This is a genomic window from Neobacillus cucumis, from assembly GCF_023715505.1.
Window position 1 is genome coordinate 289,261 of sequence record NZ_JAMBOH010000003.1, and the last position, 15,370, is coordinate 304,630.

A 15,370-nucleotide genomic window follows, 5' to 3' on the forward strand; every position below is an offset into this window, starting at 1 on the left:
TGTGGTATTTTTCCGTACTAAGTTAGCCGCGTTTTACCTCTGCTAGAAGTCCTGCAAGGAAATCAACAAATGGCTTCGTTTCTGATTTTTGTTCTCCATATTTCCGGACGTTGACAGCATTGTCTTCCACTTCTTTGTCACCAACAACCAGCATATATGGTATTTTCAGCATTTGTGCTTCACGAATTTTATAGCCGATTTTTTCATCACGGCCATCTAATTCCACCCGCAAGCCTTCATTTTGCAGCTGTTCCTGAACCTGTTTCGCATATTCATAATGAGCGTCAGGTGAAACCGGAATCACTTGCACCTGTACTGGCGCAAGCCATGTAGGGAATGCACCTTTGTATTCTTCAATCAAGTAAGCAACAAACCGTTCCATTGTCGACACCACGCCGCGGTGAATAACAACAGGACGATGCTGCTTGCCATCTTCCCCGACATAATTTAAATCAAATCGCTCAGGCAGTAAGAAATCTAACTGAACAGTTGATAATGTTTCATCTTTACCAAGTGCAGTTCTCACTTGCACATCGAGCTTAGGACCATAGAAGGCTGCTTCTCCTTCAGCTTCGAAATAATCAAGGCCAAGGTCATCCATTGCTTCCTTCAACATGCTTTGTGCTTTTTCCCACATCGCATCATCATCAAAATACTTTTCAGTATCTTGCGGATCGCGGTAAGAAAGACGGAACGAGTAATCGTTAATATTAAAGTCTTTATATACTTCTAGAATTAAGTTCACAACACGTTTGAATTCATCTTTAATTTGATCTGGACGGACAAAAATATGAGCATCATTTAATGTCATCCCACGGACACGCTGCAATCCGGCTAATGCCCCTGACATTTCGTAACGATGCATTAGCCCAAGCTCAGCAATCCGAATTGGAAGCTCACGGTAGCTGTGCATGCTGTTTTTGTACACCATCATATGATGCGGACAGTTCATGGGGCGGAGGACTAATTGCTCGTTATCCATTTCCATAATTGGGAACATGTCTTCATGGTAATGGTCCCAGTGACCTGAAGTTTTGTATAAATCTACGCTTCCCATAATAGGAGTGTACACATGATCATAACCAAGACGCTGTTCTTTATCAACAATGTAACGTTCAATCACACGGCGGATTGTTGCCCCTTTAGGAAGCCATAACGGCAAGCCTTGACCAACCAATTGGTTACTTGTAAATAGACTTAATTCTTTCCCTATTTTACGATGATCACGCTCTTTTGCTTCTTCTAATAAACGAAGATGCTCTTTTAAGTCTTCCTTCTTGAAGAAGGCAGTACCATAAACGCGCTGCAGCATTTTATTATCGCTGTTGCCACGCCAATAAGCACCTGCAATACTTAATAGCTTAAATTCTTTGATTTTTCCAGTAGAAGGGACATGAACACCACGGCAAAGGTCGAAAAATTCGCCTTGCTCATAGATTGTTACTGTTTCTTCATCCGGAATCGCTTCAATTAGTTCAAGCTTGTAAGGATCTCCCGCTTCTTTAAAAAGCTGGACAGCTTCAGCACGGCTGACTTCCTTACGAACGATTTCAAGATTTTCATTGACGATTTTCGCCATTTCCTTTTCAATCTTTGGCAAATCCTCAGGTGTTAACGATACATCAAGGTCCATGTCATAATAGAAGCCGCCTTCAATAACCGGACCAACCCCTAAATTGACATCTGGATATAGTCTTCTCACAGCTTGTGCCATTAGATGGGCTGTACTGTGGCGCAACACCTCTAACGCCTCATTTGATTCAGGTACAACGATTTCTATAGAACCGTCTTTCAGAATAGGACGGCGAAGATCAACCATTTGTCCGTTCCATTTACCGGCAATTGCCTTTTTCTTGAGGCCCGGGCTGATGGAAGCGGCAATATCTTCTGTTGTTGTCCCTTTAGGGAACTCCTTTACTGCCCCATCAGGAAACGAAATCTTAACAACATCTGACATATTAACTCCTCCTTAATTGAAATGCGGAAGCGCCTTGCCCGAGGGCTGGAGCTGGACATTTCTCCTTGTAAAAAAATAAAAAAACCCGTCCCTAGGAATAGGGACGAGTTTTGATTAACACGTGGTTCCACCCAATTTTTCATTTTTAATAAATACAATTAAAAATGACTTTGGTCAGGTAACGGCTGTAAACCGTCAACAATTACTAATTTCTAAAAAAGAAAAATTCACTGTTGAAGTTTAAAGGTGGTAAGTATTTATTCCGTGTTAGAAGACTTTCAGCCCGTGGTCTTCCTCTCTAAAAACCGTAAAGAAATACTATTGTCCTTATCATTACTTTTACTACAATATTTGCTATGTACGTTATTATAATCATTTACTTTTGAAAAAGCAAGGTACATAAAACTAAATATTGACATTATTTTATGACTTTATGCATGATTTTCTGATGACCCTGGTTCCGCTGTCCATTTTTTTAAACTTCTTAAGGCAGTATAATTTTTAATTGTCACCCGTTCTTCAAAAATATTTTTGATTGTTCTTACCAGCGGCTCATCTGGGTTATTCGTATAAAGATAAATAGAAGTAGGAGCAATTGATAAGAGTGGTGCGATTGAGACAGAATCAACATATACTGGATGATTGACTAATAATTTTCGGTCAATCATTCTTGTTAATTCCCCCCGTTTAATTTCTGCCAACTCCTCATTATAAAACGTAATTTCCTCGTCAAATAATACATGCAGAGTCGCTATTTTCGGCTCCCGCTTTACTAAAAAGTCGCGGAGCATCTGGATAAACATTTGATATTCCTGCTCCATTTTGTATTCATCAATGGCGAGTTCTACATATTCTTCGAGCATCTGCAGGTATGGACGCAAGCGGAATTTTAGCAATGAATCGAAGGAGAAAGATACATTGGCTTGAAAAATCTGCTCCACTGCATCCTCAATAAAAGACGTCTCTTTATCGGCTTCCTTTAAGAAAACGGCAAGATCCTGTCTTTGACCTTCCAGGATGGAATAAATAATTTCCATAATCTGCTGTTGTTCTTCCTCATTATGAAAAAAATAGTGATTCTTAATAATATCTCGAAACCAGTCATTACGTTTCACGGTGGTAATAAAATCATAAACGGCTGTTTTCACCTTATGAAACATTTCATTAGATATGCTGCCATCTAAAACTTGTACTATATGTCGATCTTCTATTAGAAGAATAGTTTTTTCATCCGAAATGCATGGTAAATACGTTAGCAAGTGGTTATAAAACCGCTTCGCATCCTTCTTGCTTTGGAAGATAATTTCCGCCAACCAAATCCCCCCTTTTTAGAAAAATCTCTGTTTAATATATATGGGGGACTTGGCCAAAATAGAAGTACGCTAGGCCTCAGAAATATTATTTAAATTAAAAAGGACCGCCGGAGACCGGCAATCCATTTATTCTAATATTATCTCCTATTCGGCCCATCAACTAAAACGGGCAGGCTTAAGGTACGGATTCTTTCCATAATTCTGCGGGCTTTCATTTTCTCTTCCTCGCCACGCTGGCTATAGGTTAAATGGTGCTCGAGCCCTTTTAAATCAAAGTTTGACGTAAAAAAGGTAGGAAGGTTTTCCAGCATTCGAAACTGCAGGATAGGTCCAAGAACCTCATCCCTTGTCCAGCTTGACATAGCCTCCGCCCCGATATCATCCAGCATTAAAATCGGTTCTTTTTTTAGGGCCTCAATTTTTTCATTTAAGGTGGAATCGGCTATTGAACTTTTCATTTCTCGCAATAATTCCGGGACATAAACGATCATCGAGGAAATTTGTTTTTTGGCCAGCTTGTTCGCAATGGCGCCAAGTAAATACGATTTCCCAACTCCAAATTCTCCATATAAAAATAAACCCTTTGCCGGCTTCCCTTGTTCATAGTTTAAAATAAATGAAAGTGATTTTTGAATGGCATCGATTCGATTATCATCATGTTCTAAATCCTCAAACGTAGCATTCAAAATATCTTTAGGGACATATAAACTTTTAATTAACTTTTCATTTTTTCGTTTTTCATCGTCCATTATTTTTCTTGGGCATCTTTCATAACGGACATCAATTATATTTCTTACTAATACCAGCTCCGGCTGGTATCCTTTCATCATATTGATACAGCCATCAAGACTCTCACACTTATTACATTCTTTACTTTGATTAATGTACTCATATAGCTTATTTAAGCCCTTTTCGATTGAATCCTTTGTCAGTTCATCTTGATGTTCCAATATAAACGATTTAACAGCCGGGTGCGAGAGCGTTTCTTGCCGCATTTTTTCGTAACGTTTTTGAAAGTTTTCACTTGAGGCTATCCGTTTTAGTGTTCGGTTTATCTTTTCCATATGTCACCTCTTAATCTTCGATTGCTTTTAACATTTCTTCGATTTCACGTTTTTTAGCCTCTAAATCAGGTTTTTTTTCTTCTGGACCTTCTGCAGGTTCTTTCTTTGGCTCTTTATCAAACCAATCAGGCAAAAGCTCTGTCCTAATAGGCTTTTTATTAGACGCTTTTCTGTTTTTCTTTTCTTTATCCCAGGAAAGGTACTTACTATGTTCACTTCTAGCTAAATCCATTGCCTCTTTTACTGTTTTAACTTCCTTACGCGCCCAATGACTGGCAATCTGCTCAACATAATTCTTAGTAAATTTCGAATCCGCTTTTAACAGCACATATTGGATGAGAACATTTACAACACCAGGCAGTAATTTCTTCTTGAACATCACATCTTCAATAATTTTCAATTCGGTATCAGATGGTTCAATTCCGTGTGAAGCATCTCTAAATACCTTAGCAGGGGAGGTAGTTTCTAACGAACGGACCAACAATTCTTCTTTCGTCTTTGGCTCGTCCAATTGGACTCGGTACCTTGGCGGCTGTGTCCGTTCTACTAAGCTTGGATACTGCTCATTATTTTCAAATTGATACCAGTTCCGTGCTGCTTTTCTTAATTCTTCGAGATCGATTTCATTATTTGGATTAATGGCGTCAAGAATTAAATTTTTCATTTCAATCGGATTTATATTATAGAGGAATGAAAGATTACTAATGACTTCTTTCACTTTTTTCGTTAATGCCTTTTTAGGTACAAGCGATTCATTTAATCCGGCCATTAGCAGACCAAAATCAAAAGTATCGACATCGAGTTGAATCCCCTTTTGCTCCTGACGCCCAATAAATCGTTCATCCTCTTCTGCTTGTAATTCCCCTGAAACATCTTGTATATATTGCATGCTCCCAAGTGTGGCCGAGGCGAACACATCCTGGAATGCTTTTGTTACATCTTGAAATTCATTTTCCTTTGGTTTTTGTTTATCAGTAAAAAACCGCTTCAGCCGGGCAAAATGGTTCTTCCCGATTTTTCGGAACAAATAGATGTTCAACATTCCATCTAAAAAGAACTGCTCCGGATTTAAAGGCGGCTGAAGCTCATAAATGAAGGAACGCTCTTCATCAACCGTTTTGACATAGGTCTTGATTAACCCGATTCCCTCCAACTTTAACCGTGCTTCGTAAATTTCCTTTAAATTCATCCCCATCAGATTCATTAATAGATGGTGTGTGGATGATTCGGACCAGAGACGATTTTCCTCAAGCTCTGCCCAAAGCGTCAAATACAAACTTAAGCAAGTTGACCCAATCAAAGGCTGATATAAAAACGTCAGCACTTTCCGATCATACTCATGCAGCAGCCCTCCGGCAGCTACCATATAACGGTCGATCGGAAGAATTTCCTGCCAATGCTGCGCCATATCAATTCAACCCTTCCCCTGTATAAATAAAATAAAAGTCCAGCTACAGCACCTAGGGGCTCGAGGTCATAAGTCAATCCGGCAAGAAGGTTAAAAAGCAACCTTCTCACCGGATTGTCTTATGCTTGTCGCCCTGTTCAAGGCCATTCGCCTTCTAAACAAAAAGAGCCAAAATTTTTAGCTCCTTTTACGACTTTTCCTTTTTTATTAGTTCCTTTAATTCGTCTATAAATACATTGATATCCTTAAATTGGCGGTAAACGGAAGCAAACCGTACGTAGGCGACTTCATCTACATGCGCAAGCCTGTCCATAACCATCTCGCCAATCGCTTCACTTTTGATTTCGGAAATGCCCTGGCTGCGAAGGTCTTTTTCTACACCATGCGTAATATCCTCTAACTCCTTTAAAGCTACTGGGCGTTTCTCACACGCCTTAATCAAGCCCCTTAGGATTTTATCACGGCTGAATTCTTCTCTTGTTCCTTCCTTTTTCACTACAATCAAAGGAATCTCTTCAATCTTCTCAAAAGTAGTAAACCGATAACCGCATTCCTCACATTCTCTTCTTCTCCGTGTTGCACGTCCTTCATCAACAGGCCGGGAATCAAGCACACGTGTACCGTAATTTTGACATGAAGGGCACTTCATTGTTAATCAACTCCAAACTGAATAAAAGAACTTGCCACTGGTTTTCCCCAAAGGAGCGAAGACAAAGGCGTGATAGGTTTCTTATTTGTCTAAAAACATGCCTATAATCCCGAACAAAATCCTTAAGTTTATCTTATAAAAAAGCAGACTTTTATACAAGTAGGGGATTACGAGTTTTTCCTTATTTCGACAAGGTTATGTAGATTATTAATCTTTCCATAATAGGATTCAATCCTCTTTTTCAACTGAGGGTACATGCCTAGGATGGAAAAACTTTCGGAAGAAATATTAAAATCCACTGCCGTTTCCAATGGTTTGACTGAAACAATTGTTACAACAAGAAAGCAAGGGATCGGTTTATTAATTTCAACAGCAATCTCCCCATGGTCTTTAGAGACTGTCGTTACCCGGCAATCCGCATCATCATGAAATAACTTTTCTACAGACTGAAACAATTGATTAAAGGTTGCCTTATAATAGTGCGTTTTTAAAGAGTCTTCCGTATTTCGATCAGACGTTTCAATTTGTTTTTTAAAACGTGTAAAAATATTCACCATAGCAGCCATACCCTCCAGAATTCTTCCTTTTTTATCTATTTTACAACATTCTCATAAAAATATAAAAAGAGGTGTACGATTTGGTACACCTCTTGTTGCTTTTTATTTTAAACCACTAAAAAAATGCTGTCAAACGACAGCATTTTCATAAATGCTTGTGAGAAATGATTAGCTGACTTTCACCTTCGACATTTTGGCGATTCCCTCTGCCACATAAAGAGCGAGATCGACCACTCTGGATGAATAGCCCCATTCATTATCATACCAGGCTAAGACTTTCACTTTTCTCGTTCCCATTACCATCGTCGAAAGGCCGTCAATAATAGCAGAATGCGAGTTTGTATTAAAGTCTACAGATACTAAAGGTTCCATGGTAAATTCCAAGATTCCTTTTAATGAGCCGTTGGCCTCTTCTAAGAATGCCTGATTAATATCGTCTAGTGTAACATCACACTTTAAATCTACCACTAGGTCGACTAACGAGACATTTGGCGTAGGAACACGCAATGCCATCCCATGGAGTTTCCCTTTTAATTGTGGCAGTACCAATGAAATTGCCTTGGCCGCTCCTGTTGTAGTTGGAATGATAGATTGTCCACATGAACGGGCTCTCCGCAAGTCTTTATGTGGATTGTCGATATTTTTTTGATCATTTGTGTAAGAGTGGATGGTTGTCATTAAACCACACTCAATACCGAATTTTTCATCTAATACCTTTGCAACGGGAGCAAGACAGTTTGTTGTACATGAGGCATTGGAGATAATATCATGTTGTGTGAGATCAAGCCTATCTTCATTTACCCCCATTACAATCGTAACGTCCTCATTTTTGCCTGGTGCTGTTAAAATAACCTTTTTTGCGCCTGCTTCAAGATGTAGTGCAGCTTTTTCACGAGAATTAAATTTTCCCGTTGCCTCAATAACAATATCAATCCCAAGTTCTCTCCATGGCAATTCCTCAGGCACACGGTTATTTATAAGTTTAACTCTTTTACCATTGACAATTAATTCTTTATCTAAAGGGATGACATCCCCCTGAAATGGCCCATGATTTGTATCATATTTAATTAGATGAGCTAATGTTTCTGCCGGATAGCTCGCATTGATTGCTACAACCTCAAGATTACTTTCAAGGATTGCTTTTCTAAAAACCATCCTTCCAATTCTCCCAAATCCATTAATGGCAATTCTCGCTTTCATTTTACGGCCCCTTCCGCATTAGTGTTATACTGTTAACTAGTATTGTTGGAATTAGTATAACATATTTAGGTTTAATTGTGATCATTAAATAGCGGAATTTTTTTATTTATTTTAAATTCGGGCAATACACCATTTGCTCCCAAAAAAAAAGAAGGCTAAAGCCTCCTCCAATCGATTATTTTTGTTTTAAGCCCCACTTTTCTAATATCATAAGGAGCTGTTGCTTTGTGTCTTCGAGCGTTCCATTATTATTAATTACAGCATCTGCAAGCCTGATTTTTTCTGATAAGGGCATTTGAGAGTTGATTCTTGCTTGGGCATCTGCAATGGTTAGGTTATTTCTCTCCACTAATCTTTGCAATTGGATGTCACTGTCCACATAAACCAGTAACGTTTTTTCAACCATTGCGGTTAGTTTACTTTCAAATAATAAGGGGATATCCAAAACCACAACCTCTTCGTTATTCCTTTTAGCAGTCTCCACTTGTTCAAGCATTCTTCGTCTTACTTCCGGATGAGTTATTTCATTTAATCGCTTCCGTTTGTCAGCTTGATGAAAGATAATCGCGCCAAGTTTTTGCCGGTCGATTTCTCCATTTTCTAAAAGAATACCATCGCCAAATTCAGCAATTATTTGCTTGTAAGCGGATTCACCTTTCATTACTGCTAAGCGGGCTTCTATATCTGCATCGATAACGGTGATCGACATTTCTTTCAACATATTTGAAACTGTACTTTTTCCACTGGCAATTCCGCCTGTTAGCCCTATAACTAGTGACATGTTCTAATCCTTTCTGGGTTTATAACTTCATAACTCCAATGATGATTAATAAGACTCCTGGTAAGAAGGTGAATTTTTGAATCCATTCAAATTTATGAAAAAATGTGCCGCTTTTGATCCCTAACAGAACAAATAGAGAACTCATGACGGCGACCGCAAAGGCTAAGGAAAAGGGAGAATACCCAAGCATGGCCGCTCCTATCCCTGCTCCAAAAGAATCTAATGATAAGGCTAAGCCAAGCATTAAGGCTTCGATCCCCGTAATGGTTCCGGATTGGTCAAAATCGGCAGACATCGGCTTTTTTAGGATGTTTATCGCGATTCCTAAAGAGCGTATTTCAAAGTTAACGATGGTTTTTTCATGTGTTAGCTCTTCTTTTGCTTTCTCAGGCCGAAAAAACTGATACAATACCCAGGCACCTAGGACAATTAAAATAATCCCTCCAAGGCTTGCCGTTAGTTTCGGTGATAGTATCCTTTCCAAACCATGTCCAATTGACACGGCTATCATTAATGAAACCGCCGAGCAGGTAGCTATAATTAAAACGGATTTAAGCGGCATAACCATTTGCCTCAACCCGTAGGTGAAGCCAACGCTAAAGCTGTCAAGGCTGAGAGCAAAAGCTAATATAAGAAGTGAGAATAACTGAACCATGATGTATAGGGCTCCTTCCTCCGAAATCACTACGATAGTATATGGAAGGAGCCCATCCAATGTGTTTTGTTATTCTCTTTTTCAAAAAACAGTGCGTCTGTCCTAAATTCTCTGGCAGTTCGGACAATAGTGTGTTCCACGCCCGCCAACAGTGGTTTTCTCAAGAGGGGTTCCGCATTTTTTACATGCTTCCCCTTTGCGTCCATATGCGTATAAGTCCAGTTGAAACATACCGATTTGGCCTTGGGAGTTTACATACGAACGAATCGTACTGCCTCCTTTTGTAACCGCCTCACTTAAGGTCGCGACAATCTCATCATGTAGAACGGATATTTCCGCTTCATTAAGCGTACTTGCAATCCGCTCAGGATGAATACCTGAACGAAATAGAGCCTCATCGACATAGATATTTCCAAGACCAACAAACAATTTTTGATCTAATAAAGCTGTTTTAATTCTGCGATTAGTCTTTTTTAATTTTTCAGTTAAGTATTCTTTTGTAAACTCCTCCGAAAATGGTTCAGGACCAAGCTCCAACAATGGGGGCTGTACGAATTCTTCTCCCTTTTTATAGAGATGCATCGTCCCAAATTTGCGCACATCGCGATATCTTAGCTCGGTATCATCAGTAAAATGAAAAATCACATGTGTGTGCTTATCAAAAGGCTCTATTTTTGGATACAGACCATATTTTCCCTCCATTCGTAAATGAGACACCAACGCAAATTGATCTGTATAAATAATTAAAAATTTCCCTCTTCGGCCTACATCCACGATTGTTTCTCCTTTTAAGGCATCAATAAATTGCTCCACCTCAACAGGATTTTTAATGATTTTAGGCCAATAGACAGTAACGTTGGCAATTTCCTTATGAAGGACAAGTTGTTTTAATGTTTTTCTAACGGTTTCTACTTCAGGAAGCTCTGGCAATTTAGATCATCCTTTTTATTTAGCATCAAACCAGGTTGGCCCATAGGCATAGTCAACCTTTAACGGTACTTTTAATTCAAGCGCATTTTCCATGACATCAGGAACTAATTTCTTCAAGGTTTCAATCTCCTCCTCAGGAGCTTCAAAGATTAATTCATCATGGACTTGGAGTAAGAGACGTGTTTGAAGACCTTTATCCTTTAAGGCCTCATCCATATCGATCATCGCTTTTTTGATAATATCAGCGGCGGTCCCTTGGATTGGAGTGTTCATCGCTGTTCTTTCGGCAAAGCTTCGTAAATTAAAATTCCGGGCAGTAATTTCAGGCAGGTACCTTCTTCTTTGCATTAAAGTGGTCACATACCCTTTTTGTCGGGCAGAGTGAATAATATCATCCATATATTCCTTAACACCTGGATACGTATGAAGATAACGGTCAATAAACTGTCCTGCTTCTTTCCTTGTGATTCCTAAGGATTGCGAAAGTCCATAATCACTGATTCCATAGACAATCCCAAAGTTTACAGCCTTAGCCTGTCTTCTCATATTAGAGGTTACTTCATCTTCTTCAACATGAAATACCTCCATCGCCGTTTTCGTATGGATATCCATATCGTGCTTAAAAGCATCAATTAGCTTTTCATCTCCGGCTATATGGGCAAGGACTCGCAATTCAATCTGCGAATAGTCTGCTGCAAAAATCACCCAGCCCTTTTCGGAAGGAACAAATGCTTGACGGATTTTCCGCCCTTCCTCAAGACGAATCGGGATATTTTGCAGGTTCGGATCGATCGAGCTTAAACGGCCTGTTGCTGTTAACGTTTGCTGGTATCTTGTATGGACCTTTCCCGTTTTTGGGTTAATGACCTTGAGCAGGCCCTCAATATAAGTGGATTGAAGCTTCCCGAGCTGGCGATATAAAAGGATATACTGTATGATTTCATGATCCTCAGCTAATTTCTCTAACACATCGGCTGATGTAGAGTGACCAGTCTTCGTTTTCTTATAGGAATACAAGCCTAATTTTTCAAACAGGATCACACCCAATTGTTTAGGGGAATTAATATTAAACTTTTCACCAGCTAACTCACATATTTTTCCCTCAATTTCAATGAGCCTCTCTGTGAGCTCTTTCCCCATCATCTGCAGCCGGTCCTGCTCTACTCTAATCCCGCAAGATTCCATGTCCGCTAAGATTAGCGATAAAGGCATTTCTAATTCCTCGAATAATTCGTACTGTTCATTTTCCCTTAATTCATCTTCGAGTTTGTCTCTTAAATCTGACATGGCAAGACTTTTTCGAACAAGATGTTCGGCAAGCTTTGCCATGTCAGGAACCCTCCGTTTCGCACCTTTTCCATAAAAAGATTCGTCTGATTGAATATTATGGATTTGATACCTTTTGGCAATCGCGGCTAAATCTTCAATATTTTCCGATGGATTAACCAAGTATGCTGCCATTAGAATATCAAAATCAGTTCCTCTTAAATGGATATCATATCTTCGTAAAGAAACCTCAGAGCGCTTGGCATCATAAACAATTTTCTTCTTCTGTTCATCCTCCGCCCATTTTTTAAAGACGTCTGATTCTAACGCCAGCTCTGTCGGCAAGTAATAATGCCCTGTTTCATTCACAATTGAAAAGCCAATAATATCGGCATAATGATAATTATCATCAAGCATTTCAACATAGAAATAATTGTGATCAGCAAAGAGGTCTTCGGTAATTTCTTCTGGAATCACGTAGTCGATATCCTCGAGCACATGTTCTACTGTTTCGATTGGTTCATCCCCGAGCTTTTCAAGTAACGAGTTGAAGCCTAATTCTTTAAATAAGCTGATTAGTTTTTCTCTTGTATAGCCTTCATAAGCAATCGTATCTATCTCCACTTCGACAGGCGCTTGCCGTTCAATGGTCGCAAGTTCTTTGCTCATTATAGCTTGTTCTTTAAATTCAGCTAATTTTTCCTTCAGCTTGTTTCCGCTTACCTGGTCAATGGAATCTAATAAGTTTTCCAAGGTGGAAAATTCTTTAAGAAGCTTAATGGCGGTCTTTTCACCTACACCCGGAACCCCTGGGATATTATCGGATGGGTCTCCCATCAAGCCTTTCATATCAATTATTTGCTCTGGAATCAGGCCGTATTTTTCTGCGACATGCTCAGGGGTATATTCCTCAATATCTGTTATTCCTTTTCTGGTAATGCCGACAGTGGTGATTGGCGAGGATAGCTGTGTTAAGTCTTTATCACCGGAGATGACTTTTACCTCAAAGCCGTCCTTTTCAGCAATAAGTGAAAGCGTACCTATAATATCATCTGCTTCGTAATTTTCGAGCTCATACCTTGAAATACCGTAGGCATCCAACAGATCACGAATGAACGGGAACTGCTCTGACAGCTCAGGCGGTGTTTTTTGCCGGCCGCCTTTGTACTCGCCAAAGGTTTTATGCCGAAACGTCGTTTTACCTGCATCAAAGGCAACCAGCATATGGGTCGGCTTTTCATCCTCTAATATTTTCATCAACATCATGGTAAAACCATAAACAGCATTTGTATGTATTCCCTTATCATTATTAAGTAATGGGAGCGCAAAAAAGGCGCGATAAGCAATACTATTCCCATCAATCAGCACAAGCTTTTTCTTATCCATTTAACCTTCACCATCCTTCAAAATTCCTTCTTTTGGCAGTTCAATGATAAATTCACTGCCTTCTCCCAATTTACTCTTCACACTTATGCTCCCGTGATGGGCTTCTATTAAATGTTTCACTATGGCTAAGCCAAGGCCAGTACCACCAGAGTTTCGACTTCTCGCTCGGTCCACCCGGTAAAATCGTTCAAAAATCCGGGGAATATCTTCTTTACTAATACCCACTCCAGTATCCTTTACAGAAATACGCACATTTTTATCACTGTCAAGCAGGTTTATACTAACCACCCCATCAGCCGGTGTATAGGTAATCGCATTATTGATTAGATTGATAAACACCTGCTTTAAGCGATCCAAATCCCCTTTTATTTGGACTTGGTTCAGTTTACAGTGAAACTCGAACTGAATGTTTTTCGTATTAGCTTTCCCCTCCAACAGTTTAAGGACATCTTGAAGAAGGGAATATAAATCAATCGACTGAATATTTAACTGAAAGCCCTGCTGCTCAATTTTTGAAAGGTCCAATAGATCTTGAATTAATGACTGCAGCCGGTCGCTTTCTTTTAAGATGATCGAGAGAAACGATTGTAGCGTTTCCTTGTTATTCATTGCACCATCTAGGAGGGTTTCGGTAAAACCCTTTATCGAGGTGACTGGGGTTTTTAATTCATGAGAAACATTGGCGACAAAATCCTTACGTATTTGTTCCAGTTTTTTGATTTCGGATATATCGTGAAATACGAGCAGTACACCCTTCCAGACATTGTTAGCGCCGATGATTGGAACACCATAAACGATAAAATATTTTCTTTCTATCTGCAAAGGTAAATGTAATTGCTTACTTACTTTTTGTTCCGTACGGAATACCTCTGCAATAAGCTGACAAATCTCTTCATATTCAACAACTTCATAATATTGTTTATTTAGATACTCACTCGGATTGATATGAAAAATATCAATATAGCCCTTGTTGACTAAATTAATATACCCTCTGCTGTCAATTAGGATTAAACCAGCTCCCATATTTTCAATCAATGCGCTCAAGCGGTCCTGCTGGATATCTCGAACTTTGGTGAGTTCCTGAAGATTCTCTGCCAGCATGTTAATAGAAGAAGCTAACATTCCGGTATCATCTAACCGGTTCACTGTTGTACGGGCACGATAATTACCATGTGCAAGTTCGATTGCCACTTCGGTTGCCGCTTTAATCGGCTTTGTGTACCTTGTGGTAATCCTGATTCCAAGTATCACAGTGACAATGATAGCTGTCCCGAAACCAGCTGATAAAAGCCACCAGATTTCTACTTTTACTTGGTCATTCAGCGTGTCTAAAAAATTATATTTAAAAAATTGCCCAAGCAATATACCTAATCCTATTAATACAACCACAAGTAAACTAATTAATGCAATGAAAGTCCTTGAGCGGAACTTGATCATTCTCCCTTAGGCTCCTCCAGTTTATAGCCAAGGCCGCGAATCGTTTTGATGTAGGCAGGCTTTTTTGTATCTTCTTCAATTTTTTCTCGAAGGTGTGAAATATGAACATCGACAATTCTAGTATCGCCTGCAAAATCATAATTCCAAACAGCACTGAGCAATTGATCCCTGGTCAATACACGCCCTTTATTCTGTCCAAGATAAAGGAGCAATTCAAATTCCTTCAAGGTTAATTCCAATTGATTTTCTTGGAAAAAGGCTTCATATTTTCCTGGGTAAATCGTTAATTTTCCTATCTGAATCTGCTCTTCTGTTTGATTATTGTCCGCGGTTGTTTCTGTTTGGATTTGAGTTCTTCTTAAAATGGCTTTGACCCGGGCGATGACCTCTCGCGGACTAAAAGGCTTGACCATATAATCATCAGCACCAAGCTCGAGTCCTATAATTTTATCAAGCTCATCGTCTTTTGCAGTTAACATGAGGATTGGGGTCATAATATTTTGTTGACGCAGTTGTTTACAAACATCCATTCCATCTATGTTTGGCAGCATCAAGTCTAAGATAATAATATCTGGTGACGCTGATTCGGCTAATCGTTTTCCTTCTGCCCCATCCATAGCTGTAACAACTTCAAATCCAGCCTGTTCTAAATTATATTGAAGTAATGTCACGATTGATTGTTCATCATCGACAACTAGCACTTTATTTTTCATCAGATAACCCCCACTTTACTAGATACCCTCATTATATCTATAAGGAATATCGAT

Annotated in this window: 13 protein-coding genes and 1 other annotated feature; all 13 genes read right to left on the bottom strand. The window is 39.3% G+C overall.

Features of this window, described 5'->3' with window-relative positions:
• Positions 1 to 22: 22 nt before the first annotated feature.
• Positions 23 to 1,957, bottom strand: coding sequence for a threonine--tRNA ligase (thrS, locus tag M3226_RS06575; protein ID WP_251563711.1), 1,935 nt, complete (start codon positions 1,955 to 1,957; stop codon positions 23 to 25).
• A gap of 96 nt (positions 1,958 to 2,053) precedes the next feature.
• Positions 2,054 to 2,300: a binding site (T-box leader), on the bottom strand.
• Positions 2,301 to 2,388: 88 nt separating this feature from the next.
• Positions 2,389 to 3,270: a putative sporulation protein YtxC gene (ytxC, locus tag M3226_RS06580; RefSeq protein ID WP_251563713.1), complete on the bottom strand. Its 882-nt coding sequence runs from the start codon at positions 3,268 to 3,270 to the stop codon at positions 2,389 to 2,391.
• Between the two features lie 137 nt (positions 3,271 to 3,407).
• Positions 3,408 to 4,334, bottom strand: coding sequence for a primosomal protein DnaI (dnaI, locus tag M3226_RS06585; RefSeq protein ID WP_251563715.1), 927 nt, complete (start codon positions 4,332 to 4,334; stop codon positions 3,408 to 3,410).
• A gap of 10 nt (positions 4,335 to 4,344) precedes the next feature.
• Positions 4,345 to 5,742: a replication initiation and membrane attachment family protein gene (locus M3226_RS06590; RefSeq protein ID WP_251563717.1), complete on the bottom strand. Its 1,398-nt coding sequence runs from the start codon at positions 5,740 to 5,742 to the stop codon at positions 4,345 to 4,347.
• Between the two features lie 187 nt (positions 5,743 to 5,929).
• The gene (nrdR, locus tag M3226_RS06595) at positions 5,930 to 6,391 is read right to left on the bottom strand and encodes a transcriptional regulator NrdR (RefSeq protein WP_026563356.1); all 462 of its coding nucleotides are present in this window, start codon (positions 6,389 to 6,391) and stop codon (positions 5,930 to 5,932) included.
• Between the two features lie 167 nt (positions 6,392 to 6,558).
• Positions 6,559 to 6,948 (bottom strand): hypothetical protein, encoded by a 390-nt coding sequence (locus M3226_RS06600; RefSeq protein ID WP_251563719.1) that lies wholly within the window; start codon positions 6,946 to 6,948, stop codon positions 6,559 to 6,561.
• 168 nt (positions 6,949 to 7,116) lie between these two features.
• The gene (locus M3226_RS06605; RefSeq protein WP_251563721.1) at positions 7,117 to 8,148 is read right to left on the bottom strand and encodes a glyceraldehyde-3-phosphate dehydrogenase; all 1,032 of its coding nucleotides are present in this window, start codon (positions 8,146 to 8,148) and stop codon (positions 7,117 to 7,119) included.
• 175 nt (positions 8,149 to 8,323) lie between these two features.
• Positions 8,324 to 8,929: a dephospho-CoA kinase gene (gene coaE, locus M3226_RS06610; RefSeq protein ID WP_251563723.1), complete on the bottom strand. Its 606-nt coding sequence runs from the start codon at positions 8,927 to 8,929 to the stop codon at positions 8,324 to 8,326.
• A gap of 19 nt (positions 8,930 to 8,948) precedes the next feature.
• Positions 8,949 to 9,584, bottom strand: coding sequence for a sporulation membrane protein YtaF (gene ytaF / locus M3226_RS06615; RefSeq protein WP_251563725.1), 636 nt, complete (start codon positions 9,582 to 9,584; stop codon positions 8,949 to 8,951).
• Positions 9,585 to 9,686: 102 nt separating this feature from the next.
• The gene (mutM, locus tag M3226_RS06620; protein WP_251563727.1) at positions 9,687 to 10,514 is read right to left on the bottom strand and encodes a DNA-formamidopyrimidine glycosylase; all 828 of its coding nucleotides are present in this window, start codon (positions 10,512 to 10,514) and stop codon (positions 9,687 to 9,689) included.
• Between the two features lie 15 nt (positions 10,515 to 10,529).
• Positions 10,530 to 13,166, bottom strand: coding sequence for a DNA polymerase I (polA, locus tag M3226_RS06625; protein WP_251563729.1), 2,637 nt, complete (start codon positions 13,164 to 13,166; stop codon positions 10,530 to 10,532).
• The gene (gene pnpS, locus M3226_RS06630) at positions 13,167 to 14,603 is read right to left on the bottom strand and encodes a two-component system histidine kinase PnpS (RefSeq protein ID WP_251563731.1); all 1,437 of its coding nucleotides are present in this window, start codon (positions 14,601 to 14,603) and stop codon (positions 13,167 to 13,169) included.
• Positions 14,600 to 15,316, bottom strand: a complete 717-nt coding sequence (locus tag M3226_RS06635; RefSeq protein WP_251563733.1) for a response regulator transcription factor — start codon at positions 15,314 to 15,316, stop codon at positions 14,600 to 14,602. The genes pnpS and M3226_RS06635 overlap by 4 nt, the downstream gene beginning before the upstream one ends.
• Between the last annotated feature and the right edge of the window lie 54 nt (positions 15,317 to 15,370).